The 13,725-nt window shown below is 33.7% G+C and carries 14 protein-coding genes; 6 read left to right on the top strand and 8 right to left on the bottom strand.

Annotation, left to right across the window (positions count from 1 at the left end):
• Positions 1 to 63: 63 nt before the first annotated feature.
• Together AQ616_RS12410 and rnjA are read left to right on the top strand one after the other, a co-directional pair.
• Positions 64 to 279, top strand: coding sequence for a DNA-dependent RNA polymerase subunit epsilon (locus AQ616_RS12410; protein WP_017796532.1), 216 nt, complete (start codon positions 64 to 66; stop codon positions 277 to 279).
• 3 nt (positions 280 to 282) lie between these two features.
• Entirely contained in the window at positions 283 to 1,950 is a 1,668-nt protein-coding gene (gene rnjA, locus AQ616_RS12405) for a ribonuclease J1 (protein ID WP_017796531.1), read from the top strand.
• A gap of 356 nt (positions 1,951 to 2,306) precedes the next feature.
• Here rnjA and AQ616_RS12400 read toward each other — a convergent pair whose 3' ends face one another.
• From AQ616_RS12400 to cbpB, 8 genes are all read right to left on the bottom strand, one after another.
• Positions 2,307 to 2,969 carry a potassium channel family protein gene (locus tag AQ616_RS12400; RefSeq protein ID WP_017796530.1) on the bottom strand — a complete coding sequence of 221 codons (663 nt, stop codon included), beginning with the start codon at positions 2,967 to 2,969 and terminating at the stop codon, positions 2,307 to 2,309.
• Between the two features lie 92 nt (positions 2,970 to 3,061).
• The gene (locus AQ616_RS12395; RefSeq protein WP_017796529.1) at positions 3,062 to 4,894 is read right to left on the bottom strand and encodes an ABC transporter ATP-binding protein; all 1,833 of its coding nucleotides are present in this window, start codon (positions 4,892 to 4,894) and stop codon (positions 3,062 to 3,064) included.
• A 12-nt stretch (positions 4,895 to 4,906) separates the two neighbouring features.
• Positions 4,907 to 6,655 (bottom strand): ABC transporter ATP-binding protein, encoded by a 1,749-nt coding sequence (locus AQ616_RS12390; RefSeq protein ID WP_069685921.1) that lies wholly within the window; start codon positions 6,653 to 6,655, stop codon positions 4,907 to 4,909.
• A 329-nt stretch (positions 6,656 to 6,984) separates the two neighbouring features.
• Positions 6,985 to 7,413 carry a TlpA family protein disulfide reductase gene (locus tag AQ616_RS12385; protein ID WP_017796527.1) on the bottom strand — a complete coding sequence of 143 codons (429 nt, stop codon included), beginning with the start codon at positions 7,411 to 7,413 and terminating at the stop codon, positions 6,985 to 6,987.
• A 146-nt stretch (positions 7,414 to 7,559) separates the two neighbouring features.
• The gene (locus AQ616_RS12380; protein WP_017796526.1) at positions 7,560 to 7,802 is read right to left on the bottom strand and encodes a YkuS family protein; all 243 of its coding nucleotides are present in this window, start codon (positions 7,800 to 7,802) and stop codon (positions 7,560 to 7,562) included.
• 66 nt (positions 7,803 to 7,868) lie between these two features.
• Positions 7,869 to 8,984 (bottom strand): N-acetyldiaminopimelate deacetylase, encoded by a 1,116-nt coding sequence (locus AQ616_RS12375; RefSeq protein WP_069685920.1) that lies wholly within the window; start codon positions 8,982 to 8,984, stop codon positions 7,869 to 7,871.
• 11 nt (positions 8,985 to 8,995) lie between these two features.
• A complete protein-coding gene (gene dapD / locus AQ616_RS12370; RefSeq protein ID WP_017796524.1) occupies positions 8,996 to 9,706 on the bottom strand; it encodes a 2,3,4,5-tetrahydropyridine-2,6-dicarboxylate N-acetyltransferase in 711 nt (236 codons plus the stop codon).
• A gap of 127 nt (positions 9,707 to 9,833) precedes the next feature.
• The gene (gene cbpB / locus AQ616_RS12365; protein ID WP_017796523.1) at positions 9,834 to 10,283 is read right to left on the bottom strand and encodes a cyclic-di-AMP-binding protein CbpB; all 450 of its coding nucleotides are present in this window, start codon (positions 10,281 to 10,283) and stop codon (positions 9,834 to 9,836) included.
• A gap of 179 nt (positions 10,284 to 10,462) precedes the next feature.
• Here cbpB and AQ616_RS12360 point away from each other — a divergent pair, with 179 nt between their 5' ends.
• The 4 genes from AQ616_RS12360 to AQ616_RS12345 all read left to right on the top strand — a co-directional run bounded on the left by AQ616_RS12360 (position 10,463) and on the right by AQ616_RS12345 (position 13,532).
• Positions 10,463 to 10,774 (top strand): ArsR/SmtB family transcription factor, encoded by a 312-nt coding sequence (locus AQ616_RS12360; RefSeq protein WP_017796522.1) that lies wholly within the window; start codon positions 10,463 to 10,465, stop codon positions 10,772 to 10,774.
• 2 nt (positions 10,775 to 10,776) lie between these two features.
• Positions 10,777 to 11,682 (top strand): cation diffusion facilitator family transporter, encoded by a 906-nt coding sequence (locus tag AQ616_RS12355; RefSeq protein WP_069685919.1) that lies wholly within the window; start codon positions 10,777 to 10,779, stop codon positions 11,680 to 11,682.
• A 183-nt stretch (positions 11,683 to 11,865) separates the two neighbouring features.
• Positions 11,866 to 12,717, top strand: a complete 852-nt coding sequence (locus AQ616_RS12350; protein ID WP_017796520.1) for a metallophosphoesterase — start codon at positions 11,866 to 11,868, stop codon at positions 12,715 to 12,717.
• Positions 12,718 to 12,959: 242 nt separating this feature from the next.
• Entirely contained in the window at positions 12,960 to 13,532 is a 573-nt protein-coding gene (locus tag AQ616_RS12345) for an SCO family protein (protein WP_069685918.1), read from the top strand.
• Positions 13,533 to 13,725: the final 193 nt, after the last annotated feature.

The raw sequence follows: 13,725 nt of genomic DNA, 5'->3' as shown, positions 1-13,725 counted from the left end.
TAATATAACGGAATGTAATATCATAGAGATAAAATTAATTTTTTATATGTTAGGAGAGATGAAATGATTTTTAAAGTTTTATATCAGGAACTTCCAAACGAAGTTCCAGTAAGAGAACGCACCAAGAGCTTATACGTAGAAGCTGAAACTATACGTGAAGTCCGTAAAAAAATAAGCAATAGTGACCATAACTATAATATTGAATTTGTTCAACCGTTGGATGAGGCACACCTCCAATATGAAAAAGACACTGGAAAATTAGAATTGGAGAACCTCTAGCTCATGAAATTTGTTAAAAATGATCAAGCTGCTGTTTTCGCTCTAGGTGGACTAGGTGAAATCGGTAAAAATACGTATGCCATTCAATTTCAAGATGAAATTATTTTAATTGATGCTGGGATTAAATTTCCTGAAGATGAACTTTTGGGAATTGACTATGTTATCCCTGATTATACGTATTTAGTACAAAACGAAGATAAGATAAAAGGGTTAATTATTACCCATGGTCACGAAGACCACATTGGTGGTATTCCATTTTTACTGCGTGAGATTAATGTGCCAATTTACGCAGGTCCATTAGCAATTGGACTAATTCGCAATAAATTAGAAGAGCATGGCTTACTAAGAAATGCAAAACTAATTACAATTCAAGAAGATGATATTATTAAATTCCGAAAAACATCCGTTAGCTTTTTCCGTACGACACATAGTATTCCTGATTCTTATGGAGTCGTAGTAAAAACACCACCAGGTAACATTGTTCATACAGGTGATTTCAAATTTGATTTCACGCCTGTTGGCGAACCGGCTAACCTTGCAAAAATGGCAGAGATTGGTTCTGAAGGTGTATTATGCCTTCTATCAGACAGTACAAATAGTGAAGTACCTGGTTTTACAATGTCCGAACGTGTCGTTGGAGAAAGTATTCACGATATATTCAGCAGAGTCGATGGCAGATTGATCTTCGCAACATTTGCTTCCAACATCTATCGTTTACAACAAGTTGTGGAAGCAGCTGTTAAGCACAATCGTAAAGTAGCTGTATTTGGTAGAAGTATGGAATCTGCTATAAACATTGGTTTGGAATTGGGTTATATCCAAGCTCCGAAGGATACATTTATTGAAGGTAACCAGATTAATCGTCTTCCAGCTAACGAAGTAACGATCCTCTGTACTGGTTCCCAAGGTGAAACAATGGCGGCATTGTCTCGTATTGCCAATGGTACACATAGACAAATTCAATTAATTCCAGGAGACACTGTAGTATTCTCTTCCTCTCCAATCCCGGGGAATACTGTCAGCGTGAGCAGAACCATTAATAAATTATATCGAGCAGGTGCAGATGTTATCCATGGTAAGTTGAGTAACATTCATACCTCTGGTCATGGAAGTCAAGAAGAACAAAAACTAATGCTTCGTTTAATTCGTCCGAAATTTTTCATGCCAATACACGGAGAATACCGTATGTTAAAAGAACATGTTAAATTAGGAGAACTTTGTGATGTAGAAGCTGAGAATTCATTTGTAATGGATAATGGTGATGTTCTTGCACTAAGTAAAGACCATGCAGCTATCGCTGGAAAAATACCTTCTGGTTCCGTTTACGTAGATGGTAGTGGAATTGGTGATATAGGAAATATTGTACTAAGAGATCGTCGTATCTTATCTGAAGAAGGATTAGTAATTGTTGTAGTCAGCATTAACATGAGTGATTTCAAGATTGCTTCTGGTCCAGATATTATCTCTCGAGGTTTTGTATATATGAGAGAGTCTGAAGACTTGATTAATCAAGCTCAAAAATTAGTATCCAATCATTTAGAAAAAGTAATGGAACGCAAAACAACACAATGGTCGGAAATTAAAAATGAAATTACTGACACGATTGCTCCATTCTTATATGAAAAAACAAAAAGACGTCCGATGGTACTTCCAATTATCATGGAGGTTTAAAGAACACAGGCGCAAGCGCTCGTTTAGAAACGAAGCGCTTGCGCCTGTATTTTCAAATGAGATTGCGACATGTGGAAAGAAGGCCGAGGCGAGATCCCGGAATTCGGAGCCAGAGGCTGACCAGTCGAATTAGAATAACCGGAGTATATTTCTGAAGCGGGATTTCAAAACTTATTCATTCGCACCTTTCGCGTAAATACTTTTGTCCCAAACTCTTTTTCCTTTGAGATAAAGGAATCACGGTGGGGTGACAAACCAATAATAGATTTCCTATATAATAAAAACAAGAACTATCTTCTGAAGGGTTTTAATTACCGCTCTTGAAGATAGTTCTTTTTTATGTGAAAAAGGCCTCGTTAATCAATAACAAGCTCTCTTTCAAATCTTGTGATATCTTTATCCGCTCCAATGACAATTAGTACGTCCCCTTCTTGTAGTGCTTGTTCAGCACTTGGAGATACATTAATATCATGCCCCTTTTTAATTGCTACTATGTTGCAACCAAAATTAGCCCGGATATCAAGCTCAATCAAACTCTTTCCAATCATTTTTTCCCCTGCTTTTACTTCAACAATACTATGATCATCCGATAATTCTAGATAGTCTAAAATGTTACTTGAAATAAAATTATGTGCTAATCGCTTGCCCATATCTCTTTCAGGATGAACAACCTGATGTACTCCAATTTTATTTAAGATTTTTTCGTGATAATCATTTTGTGCTTTAACGGTTATTTTATTTACTCCCATATCCGTCAAAATTACAGCTGTAAGTATACTTGCTTGAATATTTTCTCCTATCGCTACAACTACATGATCAAAATTACTAATACCTATTTGTTTTAACGCATCTTCATCTGTTGAATCAGCTAGCACTGTATGATAGGCTATATTCTTATACTCATTAATTCTTTCTTCATCTGAATCAATCGCTAATACATGCATTCCTTCTTTACTAAGCTCGCGACAAATACTTCCTCCAAAACGACCTAATCCAATTACAGCAAAATCTTTATTCATTATATAGCCTCCAATTATAAACTACAACTACAACTATCATACTAGCACATAAAAAAAGGAGCAACTAATTTTAAAATTGCTCCCCATTTGCTTTACATTGCTTCTAACATGGTAAACTGTGACTTCACTAGTTCATAATACTTTCCTCTTTGTTGTATTAACGATTGATGATTTCCTTGTTCCAAAATTTCTCCTTGTTCAAGAACAAATATTTTATCTGCTTCTCGAATTGTAGAAAGCCTATGCGCAATAATGATAGAAGTTCTTCCTTTTAACAATCGTTTTAAAGCTTTTTGTATCTTCACTTCTGATTCTGTATCAATACTGGCAGTTGCTTCATCAAGGATAATAATACTAGGATTTGCTAACAAAGCTCTGGCAAACGATAATAACTGTCTTTCACCAGCTGAAAGAATATTTCCTCTCTCTTCCACTTCTGTCTGATACCCATCTGCCAGACGTTGAATAAAGTCGTCCGCTCCTACTACTTTAGCAGCATCGATAACTTCTTCGTCGGTTGCAGTCGGTCTTCCAAAACGTATATTTTCCATAATTGTTCCAGAGAATATAAATGTATCTTGTAATACTACACTAATTTTTTGACGAAGACTATCAATCGTAACATCTCGTAAATCTCTTCCATCAATTTTTACTGCTCCAGAAGTAGGGTCGTAGAATCTACTTATTAGATTGGCAATTGTAGACTTGCCGCTTCCTGTATGACCAACTAAAGCAATGGTCTCGCCAGCATTAATATGAATAGATAGTTTTTTCAATGCAATTCTATCTTTATTGTAAGAGAACTCAACTTCATCAAATTCGATTTCTCCATGCATCTCGTCAATGTTATACGCATTGGTCTTTTCTGCTACATTAGGGCGTTCATCCAGGAATTCAAAAATTCTCTCAGATGATGCCATTGCCATTAAGAGCTGATTATACATCTGCCCCAGACGTGATATGGGTTCCCAAAACATTCCCAGAAAAAAAGCAAAAGAAACAAATGTACCCACTGTTATGGTATCATTTAATATTAAATATGCTCCATAAGAGATAAGTATAATTGTACCCGCAGCATCACAAATATCTACAAGCGGACGAAACATGGCACTCTTCTTAGCAGCATCACGAAAACTTTGGAAAAACCCAGTATTTACACCGTCGAAGAACTCCGCATTCTCTTTTTCCTGTGAAAAAGATTGAGTAATACGCATCCCTTGAATACCTTCATTTAAGTGTGAGTTCATCCTAGATTGATGCAGTCTTACCACTTGCCATGAACGACGTATTTTACGACGTAATGTTGTTGATATTAAAAACATTAATGGAATAATAATAATTACTGCTAAAGCAAGCGGTGGACTTAATACAAATAGTATTACTAAAATCCCCGATAACATTAATAAATCCATTAATAAGTTGATAATTCCATTTGTAAATAATTCCTGCAGAGAATTTATATCATTGAGAATTCGAACTAAAATAGATCCTGCTGAACGGCTATCAAAAAATCGGTGTGACAATCGTTGAACATGAGAAAATAGCTTTTGTCGCAAATCATAGATAACATTTTGTCCTAAGATATTCACCCATTTAATTCGAAATGTATTCGCAACAAAACTTATACCATAAAGAATTGCAATACCGATTACTAAATATGTTAATAACGTAGTATCTTTATTTGCAATTGCAACATCAAATGCTACTTTACCAATTAAAATCGGTATTGCTAAGCGGATTGCTGTTGATACCATCATTGCTAAAACTGCTCCAGGTAAATAAGTCTTCGAATACGGTTTTAAAAATTGTAAGAGCCTCCACATCTGCTGCCAGTTAAAAGGTTTTTCAATTGCTTGATCAATTGTATAATGAAACCGTTGTAAATGTTTACTTTCTGATTTTAGATTATCCTTATTTTTCGCCATCTATCTCACCTCCTATTTAACCGCACTCAATATTTCTTCTCGATCTTGGTATTGAATCTTAAATATACGTTCATACGGACCATTATTGTTTACGAGATAATCATGTGTACCTCTCTCTACAATTTCTCCATCTTCTAACACTAATATTTCATCTGCGTGTTTTAACGAAGAAATACGATGAGCTATAATAAAGGAAGTACGATTCTTCATTACTTCACGTAACGCTTTTTGAATATTAAATTCCGTTTCCATATCTACCGCAGAAGTAGCATCATCAAGAATGAGTATACTAGGATTAATACAAATCGCACGTGCAATTGCTATCCTTTGTTTCTGACCACCTGATAATCCCATACCCCTTTCTCCCAGAAGCGTGTCATATCCATTCGGTAGTTCCATAATAAAATCATGTGCTTGAGCTCTTTTCGCTGCTTGAATTATTTGATCTTCTGTGACCTCAGGATTTCCATAAGATATATTTTCTCGAATTGTTGTAGAAAAAAGGAACGGCTCTTGTAATACAAATCCAATCTGACTTCGAAGCGTCTTTAGCTTATAATCACTTACTGGAAGTCCGTCAAGTAAAACTTCTCCTTGTTCAGGTTCGTAAAATCTAGTAATTAATTGGGTAATACTTGTTTTTCCAGATCCAGTTGCACCAATTAAACCAATTGTTTTTCCAGGAGGAGCATCAAAACTAATATTCTTTAATGCTTTATCATCGTTCTTAATATAAGTTAATGTGACATCATTAAATTGTACATGTCCTTTTATAGTTGCTTCTATTGCTGATTCTTTCTCAACAATATCTTCCTTCGCTTCTAATATTTCTAACAATCTTTCTCCAGATGCTTTCGCTTGGGAAAACTGATTAATAATAAATCCTAAATTCATTAATGGTCCCATGATATACCATACCAGACTAAAAAAAGCGACCAATTCCCCTGGATTCAAGGATTCATTAATAACTAAGAACCCACCATAAGCTAGCAGAATCACTGCGGATACATTACCTATAAACTCCATCATTGGAAAGAATCTTGCCCACAGTTTTGATGTAAATAAATACTTCTGTCGATAATTATCATTACTATTAGAGAACCTTCCAATTTCAAAGTCTTCTCTGGATAATGATTTGACAGTATTCATCCCACTTATATTCTCTTGAACTCGTGTATTTAATTGTCCAAAAGATTTTCTTACATTACGAAAAGCTGGATGAACGCGTTTATCAAACTGAAAGACAACGATTGCTAAGAAAGGCATAGCTGCCATTGTTACAAGTGCCAATGGAACAGAGTAATAAAACATAATAGATAAACTAATAAGTATGAGTGATATTATTCGTAACAACTCTGCAAATCCAACTGAAAGAAAAAACCTAAACCCTTCTACATCAGCAGTTAACCGGGACATAATATCTCCAGTTTTAGCATTATCATAATATTTAAATGCTAAAGTTTGTAACTTATCATAAAGAGATTCTCTTAGCTTATAGACGGAAGTCATACCGAATAGATCGCCTAAGTATTGGAACGAAAACGTAGAGAAACCTTTGATAACCATTAACCCTAAGAAAAGTCCGCAAATCCATGGAATTAATTCATAACGTGACTGAAGTACAACATCATCAATCGTAATTTGTAGCATAATCGGATATACTACAGTAATCGAAGTAACAACTAACATAAACAATATAGACCATATAAAATACTTTTTATAAGGCCAATAAAAACGTTTTAGTTTCTTAAATGTTTCCAAATTTATTCCTCCTTTCACTTTTTACGTAATTATTAATATAACGGTTTCCGAAATAAATATCCACTATATTTTTAAATTTTTTTAAAATTATTTTTTTGCGCACTATTTTATGTAGTTAGATAAGCATACAATTTATGTATAAAAAAAGCAGATGGTTGTGTAAGCATCTAACAAGGAACATAAGAATGTAAAGAAAAGTTTTTAAGTCTATATTTACATTCAACTTGTTCCCATCTGAACCTCACAGTTTCATCTGCTTCTTATACTCTAATCGAATTGATATCAATAAATTTTAAATTGAATCAATTTCATAATTGTTTTATTACACTTTATCTCCTGGATAATCTTGCTATTTTGTTTTCAAGTAACGATGTATTACTTTTTCCTGACTGACTAAAACGAAGTTTACTTTCCTGATCAAATAAATAAAATGCAGGTACATATTTCACCCGAAACAATTGGCTTAAACTTTCATCCGTATCTGCAATTTTTGATGCAATTACATTAAATTGTGAAGACTTGTTACGTATTTTATTTAAATCATTGTCTTCATCAACTAGTGGTGTATGAATAAGGATTATTTGAGTATCACTAAAGTTATTTTGAAGTTTAGATAATTGTCTCATTGCCACGGAACAACTATCACAGCTAACCGACCAGAATACAATTAATAGTGGCTTCCCTAATTGAACAGAACGACCTTGATACCATTTTCCTTGTCTATGAAGATTTTCTGGCAAAGTATCATTAATTCGCATATATATTATTCACCTCTTGGAATATAGTCTTTTCTTATATATGTAAGTAATTGCTAATCTGACACAAATAACTGTATTTAAACTTTCCCAAAATAAAAAACTTGTGGAAAAATTATTCTCCACAAGTTTTTTGCGATTATATTTTATTATGATAACTTTTGGTCTACCATGTCACAAATTTGATTGGCACTTTGACCATCAGCATTAATCACAGGGCCAGCAATACTCGTTGTTTGTATCCCCATAACATTATTATCTTGACCAGATACAACACAACAATCACAATTTGATGCATCTTGTTCTGTACGAAGATCTACTACATCATGTCCCATTTCAGATAAAGCTTGCTTTACATCTGTTAAGGTAGATTCTACTGCAATTCGAGCCATTTAATTAACCTCCTAGAAAATATATTTCTAAGAATTAGCTTCTCTAATGCATCCAAATATTATTCATCAAAAAGATTGAATCATTGAAATCACAGCATTCACACCGACTCCAATTGCCTCTTCCTTTGGATTTAACCTTGCATTATGCAATCCATAAGAAGAATCTACTCCTAACCAAAACATAAAACCTGGAATCTCTTTTAACATGTCTCCAAAGTCTTCACCTGTCATTGCAGCACTAGCCTGTTGATAAGCAATGTTTTGTTTTTGATTTATTACATCTTTAAATTGCTGCACATAGGTAGCATTGTTTACTACTTGGTAATAATTAGCACCATAATCTACTTTAATAGAACAATCATAGCTAATTTCAAAACCTTTCATTAAACGGTTTAATTTACTCTTAATCATATCTATTGATTCTGCATCCGTTGATCTTATAGTTCCTTCTAAACGAGCAGTTTCTGCAATAGCATTTTGAACATATCCACTTTCCATTTTTCCTATCGTAATTACAGACCCATCAAGTGGATTTAGTCCCCTGGAGACTATTTGTTGTAATTGTACAACAAAATTACTAGCAGCAACCGTCATATCTTTTGTTAAATGGGGATATGCCGCATGTCCACCTACACCTTCAAAATCGATAAATAATTCACTTGTATTCGCAAATAATAAACCAGGTTTAGAAGAAACAGTTCCTATAGGAAGTTCAGGAGAAATATGCAATGCAAAAATCATATCTGGTTTCCATTGTTGAAATTCCTCAGATTCTAGCATTGGCCTAGCTCCACCGGGGCCTTCTTCTGCAGGTTGGAACACAAAAATAACATCATCATCAATTGGATCTTGAATGACTTTTTCCATCGCCCCTAGCGCAATCGTCATGTGTAAATCATGTCCGCAAGCATGCATCCTTCCTTCATGCAATGATGCATAAGGTAGATTCGTTTGCTCTAAAATTGGCAATCCGTCTATATCTGCACGAAAACCAATTTTTCTAGTTGGAGATTTACCGTGAACGTATACAAGAATTCCGGTTTTCCATTGTTTTATTTCAACATTATCTTTAGCAATTTCATTAATTCGTTCTAAAAGATACGTTTGCGTTTTTAATTCCTGAAAGCCTAATTCTGGTATTTGATGTAAATCCCTTCGAATTTGTTGTAAATTTAACATCATTCAACGCAACCTTAATTATCTAATTTACGAAGTTCTTGCTTAATTTCTGTTTTAGATTTTGTTTGTTCATCAATTTCCTTTAGTACTTTGGCTGGTGTACCACCAACAAGCGTATTAGGAGCAACATCTTTTGTGACGATTGAACCAGCTGCCACAATAGATCCTTTTCCAACAGTAATCCCTTCTAAAACAACAACGTTAGCTCCAATTACTACGTCATCTTCTACAATTACTGGCTTAGCAGAAGGTGGTTCGATTACACCTGCAAGAACGGAACCTGCTCCAATATGACAATTCTTTCCTACAGTTGCTCTACCGCCTAACACTGCATTCATATCAATCATTGTTCCTTCTCCAATAACAGATCCGATGTTAATCGAAGCTCCCATCATAATAACAGCCCCATCACCAATCTCTACTTGATCACGAATGATAGCACCAGGTTCAATACGAGCATTGATATTTTTCATATCAAGCATTGGAATAGCTGAATTTCTACGATCATTTTCAACGACATAGTCTTCAATTAATGATTTGTTTTCTTCTATGTATGCTTGAATATCTTTCCACTCACCAAATAATGTTCCACTTTTAGAATCAACAAACGTTTTTATTGAATTAGTCACTGAAAGCTTGTCTAATTCACCCTTTACATATACCTTAACAGGTGTACTTTTTTTACTATCTGATATAAATTGTATAATTTCATTAGCATCCATCATTATTTCAATCCTCCAATATAATAATCTCTTTATTACTTTAGCAGACGGTAAGTTATGTCGCAACTCAGACTATGTAGATTTTTTGTTTTAGAATTAAAAAAATAAACAGCCTCCATAAAAGAAGCTGTTATTTTTTATAAGCATTTATATATATGTTTTTCTTTACTTGTTTTAGAATTGCCCTTCTAGTTAGTATTCCATCAAAATAACCTTCATTATCTACAATACATATAAACGCATGATTAATTACTGCATTTAAACCATCTAGTATCGTATGATCCCTTGTTAATGTTGGTACATCTGTGTTCATTACTTCTTCGACCTTTATTTCAGCAAGTCTTTCCATTTCAAATTTCTCTAGACCTAATGTTTCATTTAAAATGACTGTTTTCCCTATAATTCCTACAAATTTATACGAGGAATCAAGAACCGGTACCGCTGCATAGCCTGATTTTACTAATACTAATAAAGCATGCTCTAATGGATTATTTATCTGTACATGGGCAACTTTTTCTGAAGGAACAAAATAATCACTAATTAACAAGTCAGATAATTGGGTTTCCTGAATCGTACTCAATACACTCGCCCCTTTCTATTTACATCTTGCAAAATAAGTCCATTCATTCTCCAAAACACTCCAACTATATTTTACCATATAAAAATAAATGACACCTCTATATCGTATTCTCTTTTGCAAATTCCAGAAATAAATTATACAATATGAGCATATGATCATATTGTAAAGGGATGAATCCAATGTCTATTAACTATTTAGAAGAAAACTCAATTGAACATATTTCACAGATATTTAAAGCATTATCTGATCCTACTCGTATTCGTATTTTGCATTTACTATTCCAGCAAGAATGTTCCGTTAATGAGATTGTTAAACATTTGAATCTTACGCAATCAGCTATTTCTCATCAATTAAAATATCTAAGACAATTGCATTTAGTTAAGAAGAGGAGAGAAAAGAATATGTACTTTTATTCTCCTGACGACGAGCATGTTATTAAATTGTTAGAACAAGCTATTGAACATATGAAGCATACAACTAAGGAGGAATAATAATGGATCACAACCATGATCATTCCCATCATCATCACCATACAACAAATAAGAAAGTTCTTTTCTGGAGCTTTATTATTATTTTTTCATTTATGATTGTAGAGGCTGTTGGAGGCATACTCACCAATAGTCTAGCTTTATTATCTGATGCTGGGCATATGTTGAGTGATGCAGCTGCTTTAGGATTAACTCTTCTTGCATTTAAAATCGGAGAAAAGAGCATTACCGCTAATAAAACATTTGGTTATAAACGCTTTGAAATTATTGCTGCCTTTATTAATGGTGTAACGCTTATTTTGATTTCAATTTTTATTTTTATCGAAGCCATTCGACGTTTTGTTGAACCACCTGAAGTTAGTGGAACTATGATGATTATTGCCTTTATTGGTTTATGTGTTAATATACTGGTTGCTTGGCTCTTAATGAGGGGAAATGCTGAAGAGAACTTAAATTTAAAAAGCGCACTACTCCATGTAATGGGTGATTTATTAGGATCTATAGGAGCTCTGGTGGCTGGAGCCTTTATTTTACTTTTTAATTGGCATATTGCTGATCCTATTGCGAGTATTATTGTAGCAATACTAATTATTATATCCGGTATTCGTATAACTAAAGATTCGTTGCATATTTTAATGGAAGGTAAGCCAACTAATATTAATATCGCTGAAATGAGAAGAAGTTTATTGTCATTAACTGGAGTAAAAGACGTACACGACATTCATGTATGGTCTATAACTTCCGAATTTCCATCCATGAGCTGTCATATACAAGTAACAGAACAAACAAATAGAGATCAATTATTAGAAGAAGCAACAAGATTACTTCAAGAATCTTTCCGTATATCGCATAGCACTATTCAAATAGAAGGAATGAACATCTCCTCTTGTGAATCATGTGACCATTCATAACACATTATACTAAAGCTGAAAGAAACTAAATGATAAAACGCCAATTATTAACTGTGTAGTTATCTTTCAGCTTTTTCTTTTGTTTACTTTCAATTCATTCAAAACAATTCACTTTATAATTAAAATTTGTATATATTCATGCTATACTTTGTACATCTGTTTATTAAGAGAGGCATGAGATAGATGAACCGAAGAACTTTTATAAAACGCTCTTTCGGGAGTTTAATAACTTTAGTTGGACTTAGTGGTGGGACATATTTTTATGCACGTGATATAGAACCAAATCTATTAAAAATCACTGAAGAACCCATTCACTATCCTAATATCCCAGCTGCCTTTCATAATTTTAAAATCATTCAATTCTCCGATACACATATCGGCTTCCATTATGATTTAGATCAGTTTAAAGAGCTTGCTATAAAAATAAATCAGCTTCAACCAGATTTAATACTATTTAGTGGCGATTTAGTTGATAAACCAAATCAATTCTATTGGGACGATCGAATCGTCGAAATCCTTCGCTCGATGAATGCAGAGCATGGGAAATATTGGATATATGGAAATCATGACCATGGAGGTTATGGTACGGAGATTGTAAAAGATATTATGGAAGCTGGAGAATTTATATTACTACAAAATGAATCTGTACCCATAAGTAAAGATGGTAGTTATTTTACTCTGGCAGGTATTGATGATGTTATGTTAGGAAAACCTGATTTAAATACGGCTTTGCAAAATCAACAAGAAAATGATTTTACTATTCTATTATCCCACGAACCAGATTTTGCCGATATCACCAAAAACTATCCTGTCCAAGTTCAATTATCTGGTCATAGTCATGGTGGTCAGGTACGTTTTCCATTTATTGGGGATCTTTATACTCCCCCCTACGCTGAAAAATATGTACAGGGAAAATATGAACTTCATCAAAATTTTACCCTTTATGTAAACAGCGGAATTGGTACTACTAGGCTTCCCTATCGATTTTTATGTAAGCCAGAACTTCACATGTATGAATTAAAGGCAAAACGATAAGCACCTTCACACCGTTGTGGTTATCGTTCTGCTACCACTAAATATTAGTACTACAAGGCTATGAATTGGTCATTTATGGACAGTTTATCCCTAACTTATCCTTTTTTGCTTAGCCTCTTTTTTTAAAGTGTGGGAATTACTGACTGTTTTATTCGAATAAATGTCATAAATCGTTCATCACACTCTATTCATTTACATGATACAATTACCATAAAATAGTATTGAAAGGGAATTTATAAAAAATGAGAAATTTAATATTATTACTTTTATTAAGCATGGTTCTTGTAGGTTGCGGTGAAGATTATAATATTGAATCAACGATGTCAGAAAAAGTTACTGATTTTCAATTTACCAATCAAGACAATGAAGCTGTTTCATTAGGCGATCTAGAAGGCGAATGGTGGGTTGCCAACTTTATCTTCACTAATTGTACAACGGTATGTATGCCAATGACATATAATATGTCACAGCTACAAGAAATGATTGAAACTGAAAATCTGGATGTGCAGTTAATTTCATTCAGTGTAGATCCCGAAAACGATTCCCCAGAAGTATTAAAAGAATATGCACAAAATTACGATGCCAGCTTTGATAATTGGTCATTATTAACTGGATATGAATTTGAAACAATTCGAGAATTATCGATAAAATCATTTAAAAACTTTGTTCAAGCTCCTCCTGAAGGCACAGATCAAGTAACGCACGGCACCTCATTTTTCCTAGTGAGTCCGGAAGGTGAAGTAATTAAAAATTACAATGGAATAGAAGAACAGAGTATGGAAACAATTGTACAAGATCTAAATAAGGTACAATAAATAAATATAAAATCCCAGAAGATCCCATCATACTTATTTTGATAGGATCTTCTCTAATTTATAAAGTAAAATACTCTTTCAGCTATTTCCTACTATAAAAACGATATTTTTAAATTGTTTTTACTACAAGTTATTGAAAATGGACAAGCGTTGCGTTAGGATATAGTATATCTTTTCTTATTGGGAGGAGAAA

Origin of the sequence: Oceanobacillus sp. E9, assembly GCF_001741975.1 — a bacterium.
GTDB classification, from domain to species: domain Bacteria; phylum Bacillota; class Bacilli; order Bacillales; family Amphibacillaceae; genus Oceanobacillus; species Oceanobacillus kimchii.
Note: the sequence above shows the minus strand (reverse complement) of the source record. Positions and strands in the feature narration are given on the sequence as shown.

Bases quoted from the DNA above. Each gene is read 5' to 3' on its own strand.
- AQ616_RS12400 (WP_017796530.1), bottom strand. From the start codon at position 2,969: ATGAATAAAGATTTTGCTGTAATTGGATTAGGTCGTTTTGGAGGAAGT.
- AQ616_RS12410 (WP_017796532.1), top strand. From the start codon at position 64: ATGATTTTTAAAGTTTTATATCAGGAACTTCCAAACGAAGTTCCAGTA.
- AQ616_RS12380 (WP_017796526.1), bottom strand. From the start codon at position 7,802: ATGGCTCGAATTGCAGTAGAATCTACCTTAACAGATGTAAAGCAAGCT.
- AQ616_RS12355 (WP_069685919.1), top strand. From the start codon at position 10,777: ATGGATCACAACCATGATCATTCCCATCATCATCACCATACAACAAAT.
- AQ616_RS12375 (WP_069685920.1), bottom strand. From the start codon at position 8,984: ATGATGTTAAATTTACAACAAATTCGAAGGGATTTACATCAAATACCA.
- AQ616_RS12350 (WP_017796520.1), top strand. From the start codon at position 11,866: ATGAACCGAAGAACTTTTATAAAACGCTCTTTCGGGAGTTTAATAACT.
- AQ616_RS12395 (WP_017796529.1), bottom strand. From the start codon at position 4,894: ATGGCGAAAAATAAGGATAATCTAAAATCAGAAAGTAAACATTTACAA.
- AQ616_RS12385 (WP_017796527.1), bottom strand. From the start codon at position 7,413: ATGCGAATTAATGATACTTTGCCAGAAAATCTTCATAGACAAGGAAAA.
- AQ616_RS12360 (WP_017796522.1), top strand. From the start codon at position 10,463: ATGTCTATTAACTATTTAGAAGAAAACTCAATTGAACATATTTCACAG.
- rnjA (WP_017796531.1), top strand. From the start codon at position 283: ATGAAATTTGTTAAAAATGATCAAGCTGCTGTTTTCGCTCTAGGTGGA.
- dapD (WP_017796524.1), bottom strand. From the start codon at position 9,706: ATGATGGATGCTAATGAAATTATACAATTTATATCAGATAGTAAAAAA.
- AQ616_RS12345 (WP_069685918.1), top strand. From the start codon at position 12,960: ATGAGAAATTTAATATTATTACTTTTATTAAGCATGGTTCTTGTAGGT.